This window comes from Pseudomonas sp. NY15374 (assembly GCF_048068255.1).
GTDB classification, from domain to species: Bacteria; Pseudomonadota; Gammaproteobacteria; order Pseudomonadales; family Pseudomonadaceae; genus Aquipseudomonas; species Aquipseudomonas machongensis.
Window position 1 is genome coordinate 714,272 of sequence record NZ_JBLUPZ010000001.1, and the last position, 20,495, is coordinate 734,766.

At 63.1% G+C, this 20,495-nt stretch carries 20 protein-coding genes, 3 pseudogenes and 1 riboswitch; of the genes and pseudogenes, 9 read left to right on the top strand and 14 right to left on the bottom strand.

Annotated elements, in window-relative coordinates; all coding sequences use genetic code 11:
* Positions 1-15: 15 nt before the first annotated feature.
* Positions 16-414, top strand: coding sequence for a RidA family protein (locus tag ACNFHO_RS03470; protein WP_416765232.1), 399 nt, complete (start codon positions 16-18; stop codon positions 412-414).
* Between the two features lie 42 nt (positions 415-456).
* Here ACNFHO_RS03470 and ACNFHO_RS03475 read toward each other — a convergent pair whose 3' ends face one another.
* From ACNFHO_RS03475 to ACNFHO_RS03485, 3 genes are all read right to left on the bottom strand, one after another.
* Positions 457-1,701 (bottom strand): saccharopine dehydrogenase family protein, encoded by a 1,245-nt coding sequence (locus tag ACNFHO_RS03475; protein WP_063545038.1) that lies wholly within the window; start codon positions 1,699-1,701, stop codon positions 457-459.
* Positions 1,702-1,732: 31 nt separating this feature from the next.
* A complete protein-coding gene (locus ACNFHO_RS03480) occupies positions 1,733-2,830 on the bottom strand; it encodes a carboxynorspermidine decarboxylase (protein ID WP_416765234.1) in 1,098 nt (365 codons plus the stop codon).
* Between the two features lie 295 nt (positions 2,831-3,125).
* Positions 3,126-3,521: a RidA family protein gene (locus ACNFHO_RS03485; RefSeq protein ID WP_416765236.1), complete on the bottom strand. Its 396-nt coding sequence runs from the start codon at positions 3,519-3,521 to the stop codon at positions 3,126-3,128.
* Between the two features lie 112 nt (positions 3,522-3,633).
* Between ACNFHO_RS03485 and ACNFHO_RS03490 the strand changes: the two genes are divergently transcribed.
* Together ACNFHO_RS03490 and ACNFHO_RS03495 are read left to right on the top strand one after the other, a co-directional pair.
* Positions 3,634-4,530, top strand: coding sequence for a LysR substrate-binding domain-containing protein (locus tag ACNFHO_RS03490; protein ID WP_323454788.1), 897 nt, complete (start codon positions 3,634-3,636; stop codon positions 4,528-4,530).
* Between the two features lie 128 nt (positions 4,531-4,658).
* Positions 4,659-4,829, top strand: a pseudogene (locus ACNFHO_RS03495) (helix-turn-helix domain-containing protein); the annotation flags it as partial.
* Positions 4,830-4,832: 3 nt separating this feature from the next.
* Here ACNFHO_RS03495 and ACNFHO_RS03500 read toward each other — a convergent pair.
* The 3 genes from ACNFHO_RS03500 to ACNFHO_RS03510 all read right to left on the bottom strand — a co-directional run bounded on the left by ACNFHO_RS03500 (position 4,833) and on the right by ACNFHO_RS03510 (position 7,221).
* Positions 4,833-5,120: a hypothetical protein gene (locus ACNFHO_RS03500; RefSeq protein WP_186665431.1), complete on the bottom strand. Its 288-nt coding sequence runs from the start codon at positions 5,118-5,120 to the stop codon at positions 4,833-4,835.
* A gap of 97 nt (positions 5,121-5,217) precedes the next feature.
* On the bottom strand, positions 5,218-6,570 hold the full coding sequence (locus ACNFHO_RS03505) for a GntP family permease (RefSeq protein ID WP_054890743.1): 1,353 nt from the start codon (positions 6,568-6,570) through the stop codon (positions 5,218-5,220).
* Between the two features lie 111 nt (positions 6,571-6,681).
* The gene (locus tag ACNFHO_RS03510) at positions 6,682-7,221 is read right to left on the bottom strand and encodes a gluconokinase (RefSeq protein WP_054890742.1); all 540 of its coding nucleotides are present in this window, start codon (positions 7,219-7,221) and stop codon (positions 6,682-6,684) included.
* 195 nt (positions 7,222-7,416) lie between these two features.
* On the opposite strand from ACNFHO_RS03510, the gene ACNFHO_RS03515 reads away from it, so the two are divergent.
* The 3 genes and pseudogenes from ACNFHO_RS03515 to ACNFHO_RS03525 form a co-directional block, all read left to right on the top strand.
* Positions 7,417-8,436 (top strand): LacI family DNA-binding transcriptional regulator, encoded by a 1,020-nt coding sequence (locus tag ACNFHO_RS03515; protein ID WP_416765238.1) that lies wholly within the window; start codon positions 7,417-7,419, stop codon positions 8,434-8,436.
* Positions 8,437-8,629: 193 nt separating this feature from the next.
* Positions 8,630-9,346 (top strand): annotated as a pseudogene (locus tag ACNFHO_RS03520) (PAS domain-containing protein); the annotation flags it as partial.
* Positions 9,347-9,448: 102 nt separating this feature from the next.
* A pseudogene (locus ACNFHO_RS03525) lies at positions 9,449-9,883 on the top strand (methyl-accepting chemotaxis protein); the annotation flags it as partial.
* Here ACNFHO_RS03525 and ACNFHO_RS03530 read toward each other — a convergent pair.
* The 7 genes from ACNFHO_RS03530 to ACNFHO_RS03560 all read right to left on the bottom strand — a co-directional run bounded on the left by ACNFHO_RS03530 (position 9,858) and on the right by ACNFHO_RS03560 (position 16,360).
* On the bottom strand, positions 9,858-13,133 hold the full coding sequence (locus tag ACNFHO_RS03530; protein ID WP_416765240.1) for a transporter substrate-binding domain-containing protein: 3,276 nt from the start codon (positions 13,131-13,133) through the stop codon (positions 9,858-9,860). The pseudogene ACNFHO_RS03525 and the gene ACNFHO_RS03530 sit on opposite strands and share 26 nt — an antisense overlap.
* 11 nt (positions 13,134-13,144) lie before the next feature.
* Entirely contained in the window at positions 13,145-13,759 is a 615-nt protein-coding gene (locus tag ACNFHO_RS03535; RefSeq protein WP_063545031.1) for a response regulator transcription factor, read from the bottom strand.
* A 221-nt stretch (positions 13,760-13,980) separates the two neighbouring features.
* Positions 13,981-14,232 carry a DUF1272 domain-containing protein gene (locus tag ACNFHO_RS03540; protein ID WP_081255245.1) on the bottom strand — a complete coding sequence of 84 codons (252 nt, stop codon included), beginning with the start codon at positions 14,230-14,232 and terminating at the stop codon, positions 13,981-13,983.
* 63 nt (positions 14,233-14,295) lie between these two features.
* Complete coding sequence (gene cobM, locus ACNFHO_RS03545) at positions 14,296-15,048, bottom strand: precorrin-4 C(11)-methyltransferase (RefSeq protein WP_151924585.1); 753 nt, start codon at positions 15,046-15,048, stop codon at positions 14,296-14,298.
* Between the two features lie 31 nt (positions 15,049-15,079).
* Entirely contained in the window at positions 15,080-15,475 is a 396-nt protein-coding gene (locus tag ACNFHO_RS03550; protein ID WP_416765243.1) for a cobalamin biosynthesis protein, read from the bottom strand.
* Positions 15,475-16,164 carry a CbtA family protein gene (locus tag ACNFHO_RS03555; protein WP_416765410.1) on the bottom strand — a complete coding sequence of 230 codons (690 nt, stop codon included), beginning with the start codon at positions 16,162-16,164 and terminating at the stop codon, positions 15,475-15,477. Before ACNFHO_RS03555 ends, ACNFHO_RS03550 begins: the two co-directional genes overlap by 1 nt.
* Before the next feature lie 10 nt (positions 16,165-16,174).
* Complete coding sequence (locus ACNFHO_RS03560) at positions 16,175-16,360, bottom strand: CbtB domain-containing protein (protein ID WP_063545029.1); 186 nt, start codon at positions 16,358-16,360, stop codon at positions 16,175-16,177.
* A 97-nt stretch (positions 16,361-16,457) separates the two neighbouring features.
* Positions 16,458-16,681: riboswitch (cobalamin riboswitch) on the bottom strand.
* Positions 16,682-16,850: 169 nt separating this feature from the next.
* On the opposite strand from ACNFHO_RS03560, the gene ACNFHO_RS03565 reads away from it, so the two are divergent.
* Positions 16,851-17,582, top strand: coding sequence for a hypothetical protein (locus tag ACNFHO_RS03565; RefSeq protein ID WP_054890733.1), 732 nt, complete (start codon positions 16,851-16,853; stop codon positions 17,580-17,582).
* Positions 17,583-17,597: 15 nt separating this feature from the next.
* On the opposite strand, the gene ACNFHO_RS03570 is transcribed toward ACNFHO_RS03565, so the two are convergent.
* Positions 17,598-18,482: an alpha/beta hydrolase gene (locus ACNFHO_RS03570; protein WP_063545028.1), complete on the bottom strand. Its 885-nt coding sequence runs from the start codon at positions 18,480-18,482 to the stop codon at positions 17,598-17,600.
* 191 nt (positions 18,483-18,673) lie between these two features.
* On the opposite strand from ACNFHO_RS03570, the gene ACNFHO_RS03575 reads away from it, so the two are divergent.
* Together ACNFHO_RS03575 and ACNFHO_RS03580 are read left to right on the top strand one after the other, a co-directional pair.
* Positions 18,674-19,759 (top strand): metal-dependent hydrolase, encoded by a 1,086-nt coding sequence (locus tag ACNFHO_RS03575; RefSeq protein ID WP_414155531.1) that lies wholly within the window; start codon positions 18,674-18,676, stop codon positions 19,757-19,759.
* Entirely contained in the window at positions 19,708-20,475 is a 768-nt protein-coding gene (locus tag ACNFHO_RS03580) for a TraX family protein (protein WP_416765245.1), read from the top strand. Before ACNFHO_RS03575 ends, ACNFHO_RS03580 begins: the two co-directional genes overlap by 52 nt.
* Positions 20,476-20,495: the final 20 nt, after the last annotated feature.

Sequence of the window (20,495 nt, forward strand, 5' to 3'; positions counted from 1 at the left end):
CACTGGACATCCTCAATGAGCGACCGCACTCCGATCATTCCCCCTTCGCAGCAGAAACTTGCCGAACGTGCCGGTTATCTGCCGGCCTTGAAGGTCGGTAATACGTTGTATCTGGCCGGTCAGGTGGGGCGTACGGCGGATCTGCAGGTCATTGCCGACCCGCGGCAGCAGTTTCACGCGGCGTGGGAAAACCTGAGGGACGTGCTGGCGGCTGCCGGTTGTGATTTCGCGGATGTGGTGGAACTGACCACTTATCATGTCGGCTTGCGCGAGCACATGGCGGTGTTTCGTGAGGTCAAGGACGCGCTGTTCCCGCGGGGTACCTGCCCCTGGACCTGTATTGGTGTCAGCGAACTGGCCCATGACGGGCTGCTGGTGGAGATCAAGTGCGTGGCGGTTGCGCGCCAGGGGTAAAATGCAGAAGGGGCGCCAACGGGCGCCCCTTCTTTTTGCTGCTTAGGCTTCAGCGTCCCATGGACGATCGCCTTTTTCATCCTTGACGCGGGTCGGCAGGCCCATCACGTCCAGCGCCTTGAGGAACGGCTCGGCGGGCAGTTCCTCGACGTTGACCATGCGCCCGGCATCCCACTCGCCGCGGGCGACCAGCAGGGCTGCGGCCACTGGCGGCACGCCAGCGGTGTAGGAGATGCCCTGGCTGTCGGTCTCGGCGTAGGCTTCTTCGTGGTCGGCGACGTTGTAGATGAACACTTCGCGTGCCTGGCCGTCCTTGGTGCCTTTGACCAGGTCGCCGATGCAGGTCTTGCCGGTGTAGCCCGGAGCCAGGGAAGCCGGATCGGGCAGTACGGCCTTGACCACTTTCAGCGGCACGACTTCAAGGCCTTCGGCGGTCTTGACCGGTTGCTCGGAGAGCAGGCCGAGGTTCTTCAGCACGGTGAACACGTTGATGTAGTGTTCGCCGAAGCTCATCCAGAAACGCACATTGGGTACGTTCAGGTTCTTCGAGATCGAATGTACTTCATCGTGACCGGTCAGGTAGAGGTTCTGCGAACCCACCACCGGGAGGTCGTCGGTGCGCTTGACCTCGAACATGGTGTTGCTGGTCCACTGGCTGTTCTGCCAGCTCCATACTTGCCCGGTGAACTCGCGGAAGTTGATTTCCGGGTCGAAGTTGGTGGCGAAGTACTTGCCGTGGGAACCGGCATTGACGTCGAGAATGTCGATCGAATCAATGCGGTCGAAGTACTGCTGCTGCGCGAGTTTTGCGTAGCTGTTCACCACACCCGGGTCGAAGCCGACACCGAGAATGGCGGTAATGTTCTTCTGCTGGCACTCCTCGAGATGCTTCCACTCGTAGTTGCCATACCAGGGCGGGGTTTCGCAGATCTTGCCCGGTTCTTCGTGAATCGCGGTATCGAGATAAGCGACACCGGTATCGATGCAGGCACGCAGCACCGACATGTTGAGGAAGGCGGAACCGACGTTGATCACGATCTGCGATTCGGTCTCGCGGATCAGTGCCTTGGTCGCCTCGACATCGAGGGCGTTGAGCGAGAAGGCCTGGATGTCTGCGGGTACCTTGAGGCTACCCTTGGCCTTGACGCTGTCGATGATGGCCTGGCATTTGGAGATGTTCCGTGACGCAATCGCAATACGACCGAGTTCGTCGTTATGCTGTGCGCACTTGTGGGCCACCACCTTGGCGACACCTCCTGCACCAATGATAAGAACGTTCTTCTTCAATTTATCCCGTGCTCCTTACTGAAAGCCGGTCTTACGACAGGCTGGAAACGTAGTCTTCGAAACCGAACTCGCGCTTGACCTCGACGCTGCCGTCGAGCTGTTTGACGACGATGGCCGGCATCTTCAGACCGTTGAACCAGTTCTTCTTCACCATCGTGTAACCCGCCGCGTCGATGAACGACAGGCGATCGCCGATGGCCAGAGGACGATCGAATTGGTATTCGCCGAAGATGTCGCCGGCCAGGCACGACTTGCCGCAGACCATGTAGGTGTGCTCGCCGTCGTTGGGGGCCATCTTGGCGTTGAGGCGGTAGATCAGCAGGTCGAGCATGTGCGCTTCGATGGAGCTGTCGACCACGGCCAGGTGCTTGCCGTTGTAGAGCGTGTCGAGCACGGTGACTTCCAGCGAGGCGCTGTTGGTGATCGCCGCTTCACCGGGCTCCAGGTAGACCTGCACGCCGTACTTCTCGGAGAAGCCTTTCAGGCGGGCGCAGAACGCGTTGAGTGCATAGCCTTCGCCGGTGAAGTGGATGCCGCCGCCGAGGCTGACCCACTGGACCTGGTGCAGCAAATGGCCGAAGCGCTCTTCGATGTGCGAGAGCATCTTGTCGAACAGGCTGAAGTCGCCGTTTTCGCAATTGTTGTGGAACATGAAGCCGGAGATCGTGCCGATCACCTTTTCGATCTTTTCCGGATCCCATTCGCCCAGGCGGCTGAACGGACGCGCCGGGTCGGCCAGCAGGTAGTCGGAGCTGCTCACCTGCGGGTTGACGCGCAGGCCGCGGGTCTTGCCTTCGGACTGTTCGGCGAAGCGCTGGAGCTGGCCGATGGAGTTGAAGATGATCTTGTCGCAGTTCTCCAGCATTTCCTCGACCTCATCGTCGGCCCAGGCCACGCTGTAGGCGTGGGTCTCGCCGGCGAACTTCTGGCGGCCGAGCTTGAGCTCGTAGAGCGAGGAGGAGGTGGTGCCGTCCATGTACTGCTCCATCAGGTCGAATACCGACCAGGTGGCGAAGCACTTGAGGGCGAGCAAGGCCTTGGCGCCGGAGTGTTCGCGCACGTAGGCGATCTTCTCCAGGTTGCCCAGCAGCTTGGTTTTGTCGATGAGGTAGTACGGCGTCTTGATCATTTCAAAGGCCCCCGGCCAGGCCGGCCAAAAAAAGGACACGCATTGTGCCTTCACTTGCCGCATATCGAAAGGGCGCGATGCGCATTTCGTCCGAGCTCGCAGGCTGCGGGCCGCGTGAGGGGAGTAGAGCAGGGGAATATGACTGTCTTAATCGTTGTGGAGGCAGATGGCCCTATCGCGGGACAAGTCGGGGCGCCGAACCGCCGCTCCCATAAGTGACACTGCAGTATTCAGCAGTTGCGGCGCTTTTATAGGAGCGGGCTTGTCCCGCGATAGGGCCATCTGCCTCCCTACATCACTGCGGCAACCGCGCCACCACCTTGATCTCGAAATCGAAGCCGTACAACCAGGTTACCCCGACAGCCGTCACCGTTGGGTAAGGTGCTGGCCCCCAGAATTCAGCGCGCACCAAGTCCCAGATGATCTGGAACTTGTCTTGTGGGTCGACGATGAACAGGGTCACGTCCTGCACGTCAGCGAAGCTGCAACCGGCGGCGGCGAGAATCGCCTGGAGGTTGGCGAAGGCCCGGCGCACCTGGTTTTCCAGGCTCGGCTCGGGTGAGCCGTCCTCGCGGCTGCCAACTTGCCCGGAGACGAACAGCAAGCCATTGCTGCGCACGGCGGGGGAGTAGTGATTGATGTCGTACAGGGCCTGACGGCCAGCAGGGAATACAACGTCGCGTTGGTTCATGGTGTTTTCTCCATCAAGGGGGTGATGGGGCGACTGTACGAGCCCAGAACTGTTCGATAAACGTGCGAGTCTGGTTATCATTGTTTGTTGATTCCAAACAATCGAGGCGCTGATGGACCGGTTCGACGCAATGCGTGCCTTTGCCCGGGTGGTAGAGGCGGGCAGCTTCACCAAGGCTGCAGAGACGCTGCACATGAGCCGCACCAGTGTGACCCAGCTGGTGCAGCAGTTGGAAACCCGCCTGCGCGTGCGCCTGCTCAACCGTACCACGCGCAAAGTGAGCGTGACCCGCGATGGCGAGCAGTTCTACCAGCGGGTGTTGCGCCTGTTGGCGGAGCTCGAGGATGCGGAGAGTAGCCTCAGCGGCGCTGCCGGCCTGCCGCGTGGCAAGTTGCGGGTCGATGTACCGAGCCCGTTGGCAAGCCTGGTGCTGGTGCCGGCGCTGCCGGACTTCCATGCCCGCTACCCGGACATCCAGATCGACATGGGCGTCAGCGATCGTATCGTCGACATCATTGGCGAGCATGTCGATTGCGTGGTGCGCGGAGGCGAACTGCTGGACCAGTCGCTGATGGCGCGCAAGGTTGCCGACCTGCAGTTGGGGGTGTATGCGGCGCCGGCTTACCTCGAACGCCTTGGCACCCCTGCCCACCCTTCGGACCTGGAGGGTTCTGACCACCGTACGGTAGGTTTTCTCTGGGCACGTACCGGCAAACCGCTGCCCTATGCCCTCGTTCGCGGCACCGAGCGGCTGCAGGTCCGCGGCACCCAGGTGCTGGCGGTGGACGATGGCAACGCCTACCTGGCGGCCGGGGTGGCTGGGCTTGGGGTGCTGTGGCTGCCGGACTACATGGCCCGGGCGCCACTGGCCAGTGGTGCGCTGGTGCGGGTGTTCGAAGATTGGCAGTTGGAGCCGATGCCGTTGTACGTCGCTTATCCGCCGAATCGGCATGTGGGCGCGCGGTTGCGGGTGTTCATCGACTGGGTGGTGGAGGTGATGGGGCGCTGATCAGAGCCTCACCCGACCGGATAAAGCGCGCGTTGGGCGTTGGGCAATACCGCCGGTCATGGAGAGGCTCAAGCACACCTCGCAGCCGTTTCATGGCTCATCACGCTGTCTACGAACCCCAGCGCCTCGAGGCCGGAGCCAGCCTGCCGGACATGGAGCGCGACGAGGTCTACGGAACCCTTGAGCGCACCGACCGGAATGTCACCAAGTCGGCACGCTTGCTGGGGCCGTCACGCGGCATGCTCCGCTACAAGATCGAAAAGCTGGGGTTGAGCAGGCCGGACAAGCGGCAGTGGTGACCGTCAGGGCTTGCCACTGCCGCCCTGGCTACCATTACCCTCCGAGCCGCTGCCGTCCATGCCGGGCAGGTCGCGGTTGTCGTTCTGCCGGGCCGGCGGGCTTTCCGGGTCATTGCCCTGAATCCGCGGGTCGGTATCGCGCGGCATGGGTTTCTCAACCGGGTTGAGGGTGCTGTCTACACCAGGCTGTGGCGCGGGGTTATGTGGATCGTCCGGGTAGGTGGTGCCGGTGCCAACCGCCATGGCCAGTGGTGAGCAGAGCAGGGCGGCGAGCAGGCAGGTACGGGGCAGGGATCGCTTCATGGGGCAAACTCCTTTGCGCAGGACAGGGGCATCTTCCTCTTGGGCCCCGTCCTGCTCAGCAAGGTGCCATCACCCCGACCGACGGTCACACCACCATCGACAACAGCATGATGAAGATGATGCCGACCACGGACAGGATGGTTTCCATCATGCTCCAGGTCTTGAAGGTCTCGGCCACGGTCATGTTGAAGTACTGCTTGACCAGCCAGAACCCGGCGTCGTTGACGTGGGACAGAATCAGCGAGCCAGCGCCGGTGGCCAGTACCAGCAGCTCACGGTTCACCCCCGGCACCAGTTCGATCACCGGCGCGACGATACCGGCGCCGGTGATGGTCGCCACGGTTGCCGAACCTGTAGCGATGCGAATCACCGCCGCCACCAGCCAGGCCAGCATGATGGGTGAAATTTGAGCCTGCACGGCCATCTGTCCGATCACGTTACCGACGCCGGTGTCCACCAGCATCTGCTTGAAGCCGCCGCCTGCACCGACGATCAGCACGATCGCCGCGGTGGGCGCCAGGCTCTGGTCGAGCATCTTCATGATCTGCTGACGGCTGAAACCGCGGGCCGAACCGAAGGTGTAGAACGCCAGGAGCAAGGCGGCGAGCAGCGCGGTGATGGGGTGGCCGATCAGGTCCATCCACTGACGCACGATGTGGTCAGTCGGGAGTACCACGTCGGCGAAGGTCTTGAGCAGCATGAGCGCCACTGGGAGCAGCACGGTGACCAGCGTGATGGTGAAGCTGGGCAGGTTTTTCTGGTCGGAGTCGCGGGCGATCTGGTCCATCAGCTCCTGTGACGGGTTGCCCGGAATGTAGCGGGAGATGAAGTTACCGAACAGCGGCCCGGCGATGACTGCAGTAGGCAGTGCCACCAGCAGGCCGTAGAAGATGGTCTTGCCGATATCGGCGTGGAAAATGCCGATCGCCAGCAATGGCCCAGGGTGCGGCGGCACCAGGCCATGCACCACCGAGAGCCCTGCCAGCAGCGGGATGCCGATCTTCACCAGCGACACCCCGGAGCGGCGTGCGACGATGAATACCAGCGGGATCAGCAGCACGAAGCCGATCTCGAAGAACAGTGGGATGCCCACCAGGAAAGCGGCGAACATCATCGCCCAATGCACTTTCTGCTTGCCGAAGGCTCGGATCAGCGTCTGTGCGATCTGGTCGGCGCCGCCGGAGTCGGCCATCAGCTTGCCGAGCATGGTCCCCAGCGCCAGGACGATGCCGACAAAGCCGAGCACGCCGCCGAAGCCGTCCTGGAACGATTTCATGACCTTGGCCACCGGCATGCCGGAGGTCAGGCCGAGAAAGCCTGCGGCCAGGGTCAGGGCGACGAAGGGGTGGACCTTGAAATGGGTGATCAGCAGGATGAGCCCGACGATGGTAACGAGCGCGTCGAGCAGCAGGTAGGTATCAGTAGCCAGTCCGAACATGGTGTCTATGCCTCGGTCTTGTCGTTGTTGTAATGGCGAAACGTGAGTGAACTTTTGACGCCCGCAGGCGTCGGGACAGCGCTGTCTTTGGTGAGCCGGAAAACCGCCGGATCAGGCAGTTCGCGCCAGGTGCCGGTCACCGCAGGGCTTTAGCCAGTCGTGCACGGATTCGGCAAGTGCTTCGATCGGACGCGTGGCGTCCAGCGCCAGCGTGAGCGGTTCGCCACGCGGCGATTCGAGGGTCGCGAACTGGCTGGTGATGAGGCTTGCCGGCATGAAGTGGCCGGGGCGGGCGAGCACGCGTTTCTCGGCCTCTTCAGGGCTCAATTCGAGAAAGACGAAGCCCAGGCCTGGCACGGCCTGGCGCAGGGTGTCGCGGTAGCGGCGCTTGAGCGCCGAGCAGGTGAGGATCGGGCGTTCACCGGCCTGGAGAATGGCCTGCAGCTCTTCGCCCAGGCGTACCAGCCAACCGGCACGGTCGTTGTCGTCCAGGGGAATGCCGGCGCTCATCTTCTGGATGTTTTCGGCAGGGTGGAAGGCGTCGCCCTCGATCAGGCGTCCGCCGCTACGTGCAGCAACGGCCTGGCCGACGCAGCTTTTGCCGCAGCCTGCCACGCCCATGACCACGATGGCGCAAGGGGAAAGATTCATCGGTACCTCCTGCGGGGTAAGACAGCGCTGTCTCACGCTCGACGAGCAGTGGTGCAAGCGCCACCCTCCCGGGTGTTATTGATCTTGTGATACGCAGTATGGATGCTGCGGCAATTATTACGTTGCCTGCGTCCTGAGACAGCGCTACCTTAGTGACCGTTCCCACTTCTTGCAAGTAGTAAAATTACAACATTCATGACCCGCACCGGCTCCCGCACCACAGGTCGTCCCACTCTGGCCGAAGTCGCCAGGCTTTCAGGGGTTTCTCCCATTACCGCTTCGCGCGCGCTGCGCGGCGTCAGCACGGTTGCACCGGAGTTGGTGGAAAAGGTCATTGCCGCCGCAGCGAGCCTGGGGTACGTGGCCAACCCGGCCGCCCGTGCCCTGGCATCGGCACGCAGCCAGTCGGTGGTGGTATTGATTCCATCGCTGTCCAACCAACTGTTCATCGACACGCTGGAGGCGATTCACGACGTGATGCGTCCTCGCGGGTTGGAGGTGCTGATCGGCAACTATCACTACGACAGCGCCGAGGAAGAGAACCTGATCCGCAACTACCTCGCCTACCAGCCCTGCGGCATCCTGCTGACCGGTTTCGAGCGCAGCGATGCTTCGCGGCAGATGCTCGCAGCCAGCGGCGTGCCCTGTGTCCACATGATGGAGCTTGGCGGGGAGCCGGGCGCCCTGTCGGTGGGGTTTTCGCAGCAGCAGGCGGGTCGCGCCGCCGCTCGCCACCTCATTGAGCGTGGCCGCAGGCGCCTGGGCTTCATCGCGGCGCAGCTCGATCCGCGGGTGATGCAGCGCGCCGAGGGGTTTCGCCAGGCGTTGACGGAGGCCGGCTTGCAGGCACCGGAGCTGGAGATGCTGGACCCACAACCCTCATCGATCGGCCTTGGTGGCGAGCTGTTCAGCCGTTTGCTGGCCAAGGCACCGGAGGTCGACGGACTGTTCTTCTGCAACGATGACCTGGCTCAGGGCGCGGTGCTCCAGGCATTGCGCCAAGGTGTCGAGGTTCCGCGGCAGGTGGCGATGGTCGGCTTCAACGACCTGCCGGCTTCGGCGCACATGGTGCCGCGCCTGACCTCGATCCGTACGCCAAGGGCCGCTGTGGGGCGCACTGCCGCGCAGGCGCTGTTGAGTCTGCTCGACGGCAAGCGGGACGTCGAGCAGCAGCAGGACATGGGCTTCGAGTTGGTGGTGCGGGAAAGTACCTGACAGGGTGCGGGTACGGTCGAATCTCCCTTCGAAACCGCCTAATCACAAGGTGATATCAGATCGCTTGCATGGCGGCGGGGCCCATCTATGCTCAGGAAACCCCTGCGCACACAAGGAGGCCCGGCGCATGTTCGAGTACCATCGCAAGTCCGACCTGATCGAGATTCAGCGTAGCCGCCAGGCACTGGCAGGCATGGAAGCCAAGTTGGCCGCGATCAGTCGCTCCATGGCGATGATCGAGTTCGCCCCGGATGGCACCATCCTCGACGCCAACGACCACTTCTGCGCAACGATGGGCTACAGCGCCGATGAGATCCGCGGCAAGCATCACCGTCTGTTCTGCGACCCAACCTATGCCAAGAGCGCCGAGTACCAGCAGCTATGGCATGAGCTGGGGCAGGGCAAGGCGATCAGCGGTACTTTCGAGCGTATCGACAAGTCCGGGCGCGAGGTGTGGCTGGAGGCGAGCTACATGCCAGTGCTCGATGATCAACAGCAGGTTACCAGCGTGATCAAGGTCGCGGCCGACATCACCCGCAGGGTCAACGAAGAGCATGAGAGCGAAAGCCTGCTCAAGGCCATCGGTCGCTCGATGGCGGTGATCGAGTTCACGCCCGAAGGGCGGGTGATCACGGCCAACCAGAACTTCCTCGACACCATGGGCTATCGCCTGGAGGAGGTCACGGGGCGTCATCACGGGTTGTTCTGCCTGCCCCATGAGCGTGAATCGCCCCAGTACCGGGAGTTCTGGGCATCGCTCAACCGGGGCGAGTATCACTCCCACCGCTTCGAACGGGTCAACAAGCAAGGCCAGACGGTATACCTGGAGGCTTCCTATAACCCGATCTTCGATGGCAAAGGCCGCCTGTACAAGGTGGTCAAGTTCGCCAGCGACATCACCAATCAGGTCAGCACCCAGCAGAGCGCGGCCGATGCGGCTCACGCAAGCTCCGTGCAGACCGACGCCTGCGCGCGCAAGGGAACCCAGGTGGTGCAGCAGACGGTGCAGGTGATCGAGCAGATTTCCGAGGAGCTCAACGACGCGGCGCGCAGCATCGATGCGGTGAGCAAGCAGTCGGAGCTGATCGGAAAGATCGTCCTGACCATTCGCGGGATTGCCGACCAGACCAACCTGTTGGCACTCAATGCCGCCATCGAGGCCGCGCGTGCCGGTGAGCACGGGCGCGGTTTCGCGGTTGTGGCTGACGAGGTGCGCAGCCTGGCGGCGCGGACCAGCAAAGCCACGCTGGAGATCGTCGAGGTGGTGCGACAGAATCACGACCTGTCACTGACGGCGGTGGCCAGCATGCAGTCGAGCCTGTCGCGCACGGGGTTGGGCGTGGAGCTGGCCAACGAGGCCGGTACCGTGATCATGGAGATCCAGCAAGGCTCACGTCACGTGGTCGATGCGATCAGCCAGATCAGTTCGACCCTGCAATTGCATTGAGCCCCTCGCGCAACTGATGCTCCAGGCCCTGGAGGTTTGCCTCCAGGCGTGCGAGCAATGCATCGCTGGGCGCTCCATCGGCCAGTGCCTGTTCCAGCGTTTCGCAATCGCGGACCACCCCCCTGACCTTGAGCATGCGCGCACCGCCTTTGATCCGGTGCACCAGCGTTTTCACCTGCGCTGATGTGTGGCCCGGCGCCAGTTCGCGCAGGGCCTGCAGGTCTTGCGCGGTGCTCTGGGCGAGTTGTTCGAGCAGGCGCCGAGTCAGCTCTACGTCGTCCTGGGTGAGATGGCGCAACTGAGCAATGTCGAAACCACTGTCCGGCGGTGCATCTTCCGGGGGCGTTGCCTCGGTAGTCGGCGCCTGGGGCAAGTGGGCCTTGAGGGTACGCAGGTCGATCGGTTTGAACAGGCACTCGTCCATGCCATCGGCCAGGCACTGTGCCTTGGCTTCGGCCTGGGCGTTGGCCGTGACGCCGAGGATTCGGCAGGGCTGGGCACCGCGTTCGCGTTCCAATGCGCGGATGCGTCGTGTCAGCTCGTGGCCATCCATCACGGGCATGCTGCAGTCGGTGATCACCAGGTCGAACGCTTCTGCCTGCCAGAGCGCCAGGGCCGTCTGGCCATTTTCAGCCAGGCGCACCTTGTGCCCGAGAGTGCATAGTTGCTTTTCGAGGAGCATGAGGTTGGCCGGGTAGTCATCCACGACCAGGACATGCAAAGGACCGGCCTGGGCAGTGTCGCCGAGTAGTTCGGGCAGGGGTTGCGCGACCAGGGGCTCGGCGCTCGGCAGCAACAGGCTTATATCGATTCGGGTGCCGACGCCCTGCAGGCTCTGCAGTTGCAGGACGCCGCCCATGAGCTGGCACAGTGTACGGCTGATGATCAGGCCCAGCCCGGCACCATGGCGTGCGCGCTGGCCGTCGAGTTGAGCGAAGGCCTGGAACAATTTGGTCTGATCGGCTTCGCTGATGCCGATGCCGCTGTCTTGCACCTGCAGTTCCACCTGCAGGACACCTTTGGTGTGCGCCTGCACGATCAGACCGACTTCGACCTGGCCTTGCTCGGTGAATTTGATCGCATTGCTGAGCAGGTTGGACACCACCTGGCGTAGCCTTACCGGATCGACAGAGGCCCAGATCGGCGACTCTGGGAGCCTGGTTTGAAGCGTCAGTCCCTTGACCTTGGCATTGGCTTCGAAGGCGCGTACGGTCGAGCGGACGAGCTCGACCAGGTCGGTGGCTACGGGCTGCAAGACCATGTGCCCGGACTCGATGCGCGAGATGTCGAGAATGTCGCCGATCAGGTCGAGCAGGCCGAGTGCGGCATCGTGTGCAGTCTGCAAGCCCTGCGGGTCGCTGTGGCCTTGACGGTTGTCTTCGAGTGCCAGTTCCAGCAGCCCGATCACCGCGTTCATGGGGGTGCGGATCTCATGGCTCATGATTGCCAGGAAGCTGCTTTTGGCCTGGCTGGCACGCTCGGCATCCTCCTTGGCCTGACGCAACTGTTCCAGCAGGCTGCGGCTGAGCGTGAGCTGCGCCTGCAGCGCCCGTTGTGCCTCGCTGCGCTGGTGGATCAACTTGCGCAGATAGCCGTTCCAGAACACCACGCCGGCCAGCAAAAATGCCGAAAGCACCAGCACCTGCAATGCCAGCGAGCGGTAGTTGCCCCACAGGCTATCGCTGACGATGGTGCTGGTGCGCCAACGGTTGATCAATTGGTCCAGTTCTTCCGGCGGGATACTCAGCAACGCCTTGTCCATGATCGACTGCAATTGCGGCAGATCCGGCGCCACGGCAAAAGCTATTGCTGTCTGGCTGTCGTCCTGCAAGCCGGCGATGCGCAACCTGTCCTTGAACACATGAGTCAGGTAGTAGGACGCGCTGATGTTGCTGATCAGCGCGACGTCGGCATTGCCCTTGGCCACCGACTCCATCATCGCCAACGTGTTGTTGGCCTCGACCACATGAGCCTGCGGATAACGCTGGCGCAGCGCGACCTCCTGGGACCCGTCACGCACCAGTGCGATGCGTTGTGCGTCCTGTGGGCCGGCCTGCGTGCTGGTGTGGCGCACGACCTGCACGTTGGGGCTGACCAGGTAGGGGCGGGTGAAACGCACGCGCGATGCGCGCGACGGGCTGTAATCCAGGGCTCCGACCATCTGTGCATCACCCCGTGCCACCTCATCGACCATGGCCGCTACGGAGTTGCGTTCAACGATGTCGAAACGCAGGCCGGTGCGCAAAGTGATCTGTTTGAGAACGTCCAGTGTAATGCCGTTGGGTTGCTGCTGGGTGTCGTTGAATGTGATTGGTGCAAAGCTTGGGTTGATCAGTACCCGTATCCTGGGGGCTCTGGCCAGCCAGCGCTGTTCTTCATCGGTGAGCGTGGAAAGGCGACGCTGCAGGAGCAGGCTGGTGTTGCCACTGGACCAGCGGCGCAGGATGTTCAGGCGCTCGCTGTCGGTAATCCTCTGTAACGCCTGGTCGACCAGGCTGAGTAGCCTGGTGTTGTGTTGGTCCAGTGCGAAGGCGAAAGCGCCTGCGGGTGCCTGGACGAAATGGTCGATGCGCACCAGGCCTTGATAGGCTCGTCCAATGGCGAAGTCCGAGCTGATGGCATCGCCGATGTAGGCATCGGCATCACCCTGCGCCACTGCGCTGAGGCCTGCGTAGGTCGAGCTGTAGAGGATCAGCTGCGCCTGGGGATACAGGGCTTGGACAGCCGTCTTGGGCAGGTAGTGATCGACCATGGCCAGGCGCAGGCCGGCCAGATCTTCACTGTGCAACTGGGGGCGGTCCTGACGTGTGACGATCACCGGAAGGTCGTCGGCATAGGTTTGGCTCAGGGACAACTTGGCATCGGCTGCTTCGAAGCCGTTGGAGCTGCCAAGCAGGTCGATCTGCCCCTGGTGCAGGGCTTCGATGGCCGCTGTGCGACTGGCAAAACGGCGTACTTCGATCGGCATGCCCAGTTGCTCGCCGATCAGGCCAGCATAGTCCGCACTCAACCCTTCGTAGTCGTTTGGGCTGACATTGATTTCAAAGGGGGGGTAGTCAGGACGCGAACTGCCCAGGACCAGCACCTTGCGCTCGCGCAGCCACTGGCGGTCGCTGTCGCTCAGCGGCAGCGCGACACTGGCACTGATCGAGCGAGCCAGCAAGTGTCGCGGTTCGCTTTCACCAATGACGGCGCCCGATACCAGCAGGGCCGCCGCTGCCAGTAGCAGGCCGCCAAGGGTGTGCCTCATGGTCGCGAGGCTCAGTTCACTTGGTTGCGTTTGGCCAGGTCGACCATTTCGACCAGCGACTCGGTCTTGAGTTTTTCTCCGATTCGACCGCGGTAGGTGCTGATGGTCTTGGCGCTGAGGTTCATGGCCGTCCCTATGTACTTGTTGTTCTCTCCCCGCGCGAGCCTGCGCAGGACTTCCATTTCCCGGTTCGACAGGCTGTTGAGCCTGTCCGTTTCCGATTCCAGGGTGCTGCTGTTCACCGACATCTGCGGAAAGGTCGAATAGCCTTTGACCAGTGCCTTGAGCGCGAACAACAGCGCATCGAGGTCTTCGTCCTTGTTGACGAAAGCCGAGATTCCGGCATCCAGGCAGCGACGGACGTAGAGATCAGAGGACTGCCCGGTGAGTACCATGATTTTTGGCGCAGGATCGAGCAATTGCAAACGCTTGATCACTTCCATGCCATCCAGGCCCGGTAACCCAATATCGAGAATCACCACTTTCGGCGCAAGCTGACGCGCCATCTGTACGGCCTCGATGCCATTGCCCGACTCACCGACAACCTCAAAGCGTTCCCGCTCGAGCAGAATGCGCACGGCGAGTCGGACGGTAGGGTGATCATCGACCATCAGTACGGTGGTCATTGGAAAACTCCTGTACGAAGTAATGTTCGTTCCTGACGTTATCCAGGAATGCGTCTGTAGGGCCAATCTGGCTGCGGGCACGATACGTCCATCAGAACGCTTTGATAATGGCGAGTATAGGCGTGTGGAAAAAGCCGCCATTTGCTGGTGAAAAGTCCTACAAAAGAAACTAGGGGCGAGGGGCGATGAGGCCCTCGCCGGCAGGCGTGGGGTGAGGGCGCTCAGGTCGGGCGCGCACAGGCGGGATGCGGTTTGTTCACACGATGCGTCGAAGCGGGATTGTTGAGCAGCGCGGTACCGAGCCGTGTCGGGCGTTGCAGCAATTGTCCCGCGCAATTGGGGCATTGTCCCTGCAGATGCTGTTCAGCGCAGCGGCGGCAGAAGGTGCACTCGAACGAGCAGATCAGCGCGTCCAGGGTGTCGGGGGGCAAATCGGCATCGCAACATTCGCAATTGGGGCGTAGCTCGAGCATGGCGCAACTCCGGTGCGGACAGAGATGCGCCAGTGTCGGTCGCTGGAAGCTGGCTGGCAATCCTCAGTCGGCGGGGCGATACAGATGGGCGTGGCCGGCGCGGTACAAGGCCGAGTCGGCAAACGGTGCATCGCCAAGAACGTGGCCGACGAGAATCAGTGCCGTGCGCCGGAAGCCTTTGTTGGCAACACCCTCGACGATATCGGCGAGACGGCCCCTGACCCAGTCCTGGTCCGGCCAGGTGGCGCGGTGGATCACTGCCACCGGGCAATCCGCCCCATAGTGCGGCAGCAGCTCCTCGACGATGCGCGGCAGATGGCGTACCCCCAAGTGAATGGCCAAGGTACTGCGGTGGCGCGCCAGGTCCGCCAGTTGCTCGCCTGCCGGCATCGGCGAGCGCTCGCCGTAGCGGGTCAGGATGACGGTCTGCGAGATGTCCGGCAGCGTCAGTTCGCAGCCGAGCAGGGCGGCGCTGGCGGCTGTGGCGGTGACGCCAGGAATGATCTGGTAGTCGATGCCCAGTTCGCGCAGGTGGCGAATCTGTTCGCCGATGGCGCCATACAGGCTCGGGTCCCCACTGTGTACACGGGCCACATCCAGACCCTTGTCATGGGCGTCACGGATTGCGCCGATGATCTGCTCCAGGTGCAGTTCGGCGCTGTTGATCAGGGTACTGGCGGTGTGGCCTTCGAGTACCGCGGGCGGTACCAGTGAGCCGGCGTAGATGATCACCGGGCATTGACGGATCAGGCGTTGGCCCTTGACCGTGATCAGCTCCGGATCGCCGGGGCCGGCACCGATGAAATAGACCGTCATGGCAAGTCCTTGAACGTGAAATGAAGTGCGATTATCCGTTGCTGGCCAGGGCCAGGGTAGCGTCACCGAGCACCTGTCGGGTGACTGTCAGGATCGGCGAGCGCTGACCCTCGCCCGCTGCCAGTGCCAGCGCCGCGCTTTCTGCCACTCCCCAACAGCCGGTGGTGTCGAAGGCCATTTCGGAGCGGTGGCTGAGCAAGGGCAGGAAGGGCTGCAGTTGCTGGGCGCTGTACAGCGTCAGCGGCAGGCCGAGCTGCTCGGCCAGTTGCCGCAGGCCGGGCTCCTGAGCCTTGAGATCGATGCTGGCGATACCTCGCAACGCGGCCAGCGTCAGGCCGTTGTTGGCCAGTGCAAGGTGCAGCAGGGTTTCCAGAACTGCCGCCGGGCAACCCCGGCGGCAGCCGAAACCGGCATAGAGCGCGACCATCAGGCCTGCGCGGAGCGGCGGTATAGCCAGGCGCTCAGCAGACCCAGTGCGACCCAGAAGGCTGCGTTGGTCAGCCAGGAGGCAATCTTGAACTGTGCTTCCAGCGCTTCGGGCGCCAGGCTTTCATGCACCGGTGGCTGAGGGGCGCCGATCAGGTGCGGTACCACCAGCAGCGCTGCGCCAAGCACTTTGAGCAGCCAGTGCCGCGCGAAGACCAGCAACGCCAGGCCCACAGCAGTGGCGGCAGCGGTGCCGATCCACCAGGTCTGGCGTTGACCCAGATCGGCTGCGGCGGTGCCAGGCAGTTCGGGTGGCAGGCCCAGGGTCGGTGCCAGGCAGAACACGGCGAAGCCGCCCAGCCCCCACAAGGCGCCAGTACTGACCCGACCGGGTTCGCGCAGGCTGTAGAGTGCGGCGAGGATCAGCGCGAAACCGACTGCCACCACCAGGTTACCGCCGGTGGTCGACAGCACGCGCTGCCAGCCGTCTTCCGGCGACCAGGCTTCTGCGCCGTGCTCATGGCCAGTGGCACTTTCACCGGCGTGCCCGTGCTGCTCGGTGGGGGCCGAGTTTTCATAGGTTTCGGCTTGAAGGATCAACGGGGCGACCCAGAAACTCTGCAACAGCGTCAGCAAAAGTGCGGCGAGCAGGCCACTGAAGCCTGCCGTGCGAGCGATACGCTTGATCATCATCGGGCACTCAGTGGCAAGGGAAGGCGGCGCTGTGACGGGTATCGTGGGCAGCGTTGTGCACAGCCTCCAGGTGCGAGAACCCGGCGAAGTACACCAGGCACAAGCCCAGCAGGCTGGCGCCGACCGCAACGACGAGGCGCTGGCTGAGGCTGACGGGGGTGGCGATGCTGTGTTTGGCGCTGGTGACGGACATGACGCATTCCTCTGCTTTTTTCATGGGCGACAGGAAGCGCGGCAACCCCAGGCGAGAACCGCCCAGGGACATGCAACAGCGCCCGCCCACCGCGGGGTGTGATCACAAGACGTTGGGCCGGTCTCCGGGCTGACGAGCAGGAGCCTGGCTCCTGGGGAGAGCGTCACCTTCCCATGCCGCACTGCAGGCACAGTGGATCAGACGCTCGCTCGCTTACCGTTGCGGGGGCAGCACCGGACTTGCCAGACCCATGAAGAGCCTGTGACGCACCGGTTTCCCGTTTCACCCCTGCAAAGGGGCACCCTACGTAATGTATTAGGAGATCACGGCCACGCTTTGGTCGTCAATTCTTGTTACGAAATGAGCAAATGGGCGGGCTGAAAATCCTCAGTCAGCCTTGAACGTCGCACTTTTTTACATTCTGGGGCTCTATGCATGGCCAGGCTGCGCCGATTCCCGGCCCGGCCGCTGACCCTGGACCCCGGTGCAAATGCCTGTTCCTGCCTTTCGCCGCCATGCCCGCCTGTCATTGGTGGGTGTCTTGATCGCCCTGTGCGGGTGCACCGGGCAGCAGGGGCATGACGTATTCACCCAGTTGGGTAACGGGCATCCTGGCGAGCTGTTCCAGACCAGTGTCGACCGCATGGCGACCTTGTCCATGCGCGACAACCTGCAGAGCCTGTATCTGCTGATGAACAAGCTCTACCTGCGCAACCCGAGTCAGTGGAAGCAGTCCGGATACCTGGATGCCGCCACTGCCGAGCGCCAGATCCGCCAGGCCATCGAGCAGCGCCAGTCGTTGCCGCAACTGGGCGAGCGCCGTGACCTGGCGGCGCTGAGCTATGCCTTGAGCCCGGAGTTTCGCGGTGATCGGGTCGGTGCGTTCATCTATGCGATCGGCAGCATGTTGATTACCGCCCACGGTGGGCGCACCGAGTTCTACATGACCGACGCCATTGACCCACTGTTCGTCAATAACGCCGCGCGCAACATCGAAAAGGCCACCTGGATGCTCGGTCAGCGCCAGGACGCCAATGGCGTGTTGCTGTTGTTTTCCAACGAGATCTCGGAGGAGGGCAGCAATCTGAGTTTTGCCGTCGAGTTCGGCAAGATCGTCGCACGCCTCGACCTGCTGGCGCAGATGCTCGATGAGCGCTACCGACGGATCGGCCTCAACTATGCGCAGAGCCTGCTGCTGATGAATTTCCTGCCCGTACAGTGATCATCGCCCCGGGCCTCAGAGCAAGGCTTCGATGGCGCGGCGATAGCGCTGGCCTGCCAGGCTCATGCTGTTGTTGTGGCTTGCCCCCGGCACCAGCAGCAAGGTCTTGGGCTGCTGCGCGGCCTCGAACAGCGCCTGGCTGAAGCGTGGCGGCACATAACGGTCGTCCAGGCCGTGCACCAGCAGCAGGGGTAAATCGATATCGGCGATCTTGCCCAGCGAGTCGAACTTCTGCGACAGCAGCCAGCGTACCGGCAGTGCCGTATCGGCCACTGATGCCGCCACGTCGCCAAGGGAGGTGAAGGTGGATTCGAGAATCAGGCCGCGCGCAGGTACGGGCTGGCCTTGCTGGCGTGCCTGGCGTGCGAGCTCCGACGCAAGCTCGACAGCGACCGCACCGCCCAGCGAATGGCCGAAGATCAGGCGCTTGCTTGGCAGCGGCTGCAACTGGGCGAAGCGCTCCCAGGCAATTCGGGCGTCCTCGTATACCGTGGCCTCGGACGGCAGGTCACCTTGGCTCTGGCCAAACCCGCGGTAGTCCACGGCCAGCACCGAATAGCCCATGGCGTGCAGCTGCTCGATGCGGAACAACTGGCCGGTGAGGTTCCAGCGTACGCCGTGCAGGTAGAGTATCGCTGGCGCGTTGGCGCGTTCGGACGGCCACCACCAGGCGTGCAGGCTCTGGCCGTCGGTGAAGTTGCGCGGGCGTAGGTCCAGTTCCTGTACGCCGGCCGGCAGGCCCCTGAACCAACTGGCCTGGCCCGGCTCGATACGAAACACCAGTTCGCGCTCCTTGTGCTGCAAGACCGCGCAACCCGCAGGCAGGCCCACCACCAGCAAGGCCATGGCCAGCCAGGTGAGCCAGCGGCGTTTGAAGTGAGTGAGCAGGGTGTCGGTCATGGGTGTCATCAGGCGTGCTGGAAGTCGTCGTTTTTAACAGAAGCCATGGCCTCGCTGCAGGCAATTTTTCCCGAGCGGTGCTGACACATGTTTGCAAGCTGTTTCCCCGGCGCCCTCGAGGGGTTCTGCACGCTTGCCGCAGCGGGCGCCGAGGGGTAGGTTTCCCTGACCCTGTCGATGGAAGACTTACCTTGGACTCGATTACCCAAGCCGTACTTGGCGCCGCCCTGCAAGGTACCGTGCTCGGCCGCATCCAGGGCCGCCGTTCGCTGTTGTACGGTGCCGCGCTGGCCACCTTGCCCGATCTCGATGTGGTGATCCGGTATGCGGACCCTGTTTCGCAGATGACCTATCACCGCGGTTTTTCCCATTCGATCTTCGTCCTTACCGGCCTGGCGCTGCTGCTGGCGTGGCTGGTGGCCTGGGTAGGGCAGAGGCGCTGGCCCGACAGAGGCTACCGTTGGCCCCGACTGTTCGTGGCGTTCTGGCTGGTGCTGGTCACCCATCCCCTGTTGGACGCCTTCACGGTCTATGGCACGCAATTGTTCTGGCCGCTGCCGTTCACTCCCGAAAGCTGGGCGGCAGTGTTCATCATCGACCCGATCTACACCGTGCCGCTGCTGGTCGCTGTGATCTACGCCGCGTGGCGGGGGCTGAGTGGCCGGGCGATACCCCTGATGGCGGCGGCTCTGCTGTTCAGTACGGCGTATCTGGGGTTCGGGCTGGCCGGGCGCATGGCGGTCGAGCAGCGTTTCCATGAGGCCCTGGGCCGCCAGGGCGTTGTTGTCGATCATGTGCGGGCAGTGCCCATGGCCTTCAACAGCCTGGTCTGGCGGGTGCTGGCCAAGACGGCGGATGGTCATTACTACGAGGGCGTGAGCAGCGTTTTCGACCGCGAACCACCCGAGATGCAGCGCCTGTCGCTGAACCTGGACGCCGCCAAGGTGCTCGAGGGCGTCGCGCTGCACGAGCGGCTGCGCTGGTTCACCGATGATTGGCTGCGTTATGACGTGGTCGGCGATGTGCTGGTGGTGACCGACCTGCGCATGGGCATTCCCGGTAACTACACCTTCCGTTTCCGCATGGCTCATCGCGACAGCCAGGGTCAGTGGGTGGTCGATACCCCAGCCAACTGGAGTGACGGTGCCGCGATGTTCAACGGCCATGACCTGGGGCTGATCTGGCGTCGGATCCTCCAACAGCAACCTCCGCTGCCCCTGGCGGCTTGGACCACACGCTACCTGAATCCCTCGCCGCAATCCGGGGTGGCGCCCTGAACGGCCGCTCGGCCGGGCTCGACCTGGTCAAGTGGACGGCGATCCTGAGCATGGTCGCCGATCATTTGCGCTACCTGTGGCCCAGTGCCGACGGGTTGTTCGTGGTCGGGCGCCTGGCGTTTCCACTGTTCTGCCTGGTGATCGCCTGTCATGTCTCACGCGCCCAGCCAGGCGCGCTGTACACGGCAGCCAACGCGCGCTACCTGAGCTGGATGTTGGCCTTCTCGGTACTTGCCGAGGGCCCGTACCGTTGGTTGGACAATGACTCGCAGACGCTCAATGTCATGCCCACCCTGACCCTTGGCCTGCTGGTCGCCTGGGGGGTGAAGCATCCACAGCCTGCTGCGCGCATTGTCGGCCTCGGTAGTGCCGGGCTGGCGCTGGTTTTCGGTGATCGACTGATGTATGGCCTGCCGGGAGTATTGCTGCCGGCGGCCTGCCTGATGCTGTGGTCGCGAGGTCGGCCCGGCTGGCTGGTGCCCTGTCTGCTGGCAATGGGCGCCAACCTGACCAACAGCTGGTTATGGGCACATCCCTGGCAGCCCTTTTCTTTGCTGGTGCTGGCCACCGCGGCAATGGCGCTGCCGTTGGGTTTGCGCATGCTGGCGTACCAGGGCGCCTCGATCGTGCCTGTGGGACGCTGGGCCTACGGGTTCTATCCGTTGCACCTGATGGCGATCAAGGCCTTGCAATACCTCGATCTGCCCCCATCCTAGGGAGCCTCGGATATCCAGGA

Bases quoted from the DNA above. Each gene is read 5' to 3' on its own strand.
- ACNFHO_RS03470 (WP_416765232.1), top strand. From the start codon at position 16: ATGAGCGACCGCACTCCGATCATTCCCCCTTCGCAGCAGAAACTTGCC.
- ACNFHO_RS03480 (WP_416765234.1), bottom strand. From the start codon at position 2,830: ATGATCAAGACGCCGTACTACCTCATCGACAAAACCAAGCTGCTGGGC.
- ACNFHO_RS03485 (WP_416765236.1), bottom strand. From the start codon at position 3,521: ATGAACCAACGCGACGTTGTATTCCCTGCTGGCCGTCAGGCCCTGTAC.
- ACNFHO_RS03490 (WP_323454788.1), top strand. From the start codon at position 3,634: ATGGACCGGTTCGACGCAATGCGTGCCTTTGCCCGGGTGGTAGAGGCG.
- ACNFHO_RS03505 (WP_054890743.1), bottom strand. From the start codon at position 6,570: ATGTTCGGACTGGCTACTGATACCTACCTGCTGCTCGACGCGCTCGTT.
- ACNFHO_RS03510 (WP_054890742.1), bottom strand. From the start codon at position 7,221: ATGAATCTTTCCCCTTGCGCCATCGTGGTCATGGGCGTGGCAGGCTGC.
- ACNFHO_RS03515 (WP_416765238.1), top strand. From the start codon at position 7,417: ATGACCCGCACCGGCTCCCGCACCACAGGTCGTCCCACTCTGGCCGAA.
- ACNFHO_RS03530 (WP_416765240.1), bottom strand. From the start codon at position 13,133: ATGAGGCACACCCTTGGCGGCCTGCTACTGGCAGCGGCGGCCCTGCTG.
- ACNFHO_RS03535 (WP_063545031.1), bottom strand. From the start codon at position 13,759: ATGACCACCGTACTGATGGTCGATGATCACCCTACCGTCCGACTCGCC.
- ACNFHO_RS03540 (WP_081255245.1), bottom strand. From the start codon at position 14,232: ATGCTCGAGCTACGCCCCAATTGCGAATGTTGCGATGCCGATTTGCCC.
- cobM (WP_151924585.1), bottom strand. From the start codon at position 15,048: ATGACGGTCTATTTCATCGGTGCCGGCCCCGGCGATCCGGAGCTGATC.
- ACNFHO_RS03550 (WP_416765243.1), bottom strand. From the start codon at position 15,475: ATGGTCGCGCTCTATGCCGGTTTCGGCTGCCGCCGGGGTTGCCCGGCG.
- ACNFHO_RS03555 (WP_416765410.1), bottom strand. From the start codon at position 16,164: ATGATCAAGCGTATCGCTCGCACGGCAGGCTTCAGTGGCCTGCTCGCC.
- ACNFHO_RS03560 (WP_063545029.1), bottom strand. From the start codon at position 16,360: ATGTCCGTCACCAGCGCCAAACACAGCATCGCCACCCCCGTCAGCCTC.
- ACNFHO_RS03565 (WP_054890733.1), top strand. From the start codon at position 16,851: ATGCCTGTTCCTGCCTTTCGCCGCCATGCCCGCCTGTCATTGGTGGGT.
- ACNFHO_RS03570 (WP_063545028.1), bottom strand. From the start codon at position 18,482: ATGACCGACACCCTGCTCACTCACTTCAAACGCCGCTGGCTCACCTGG.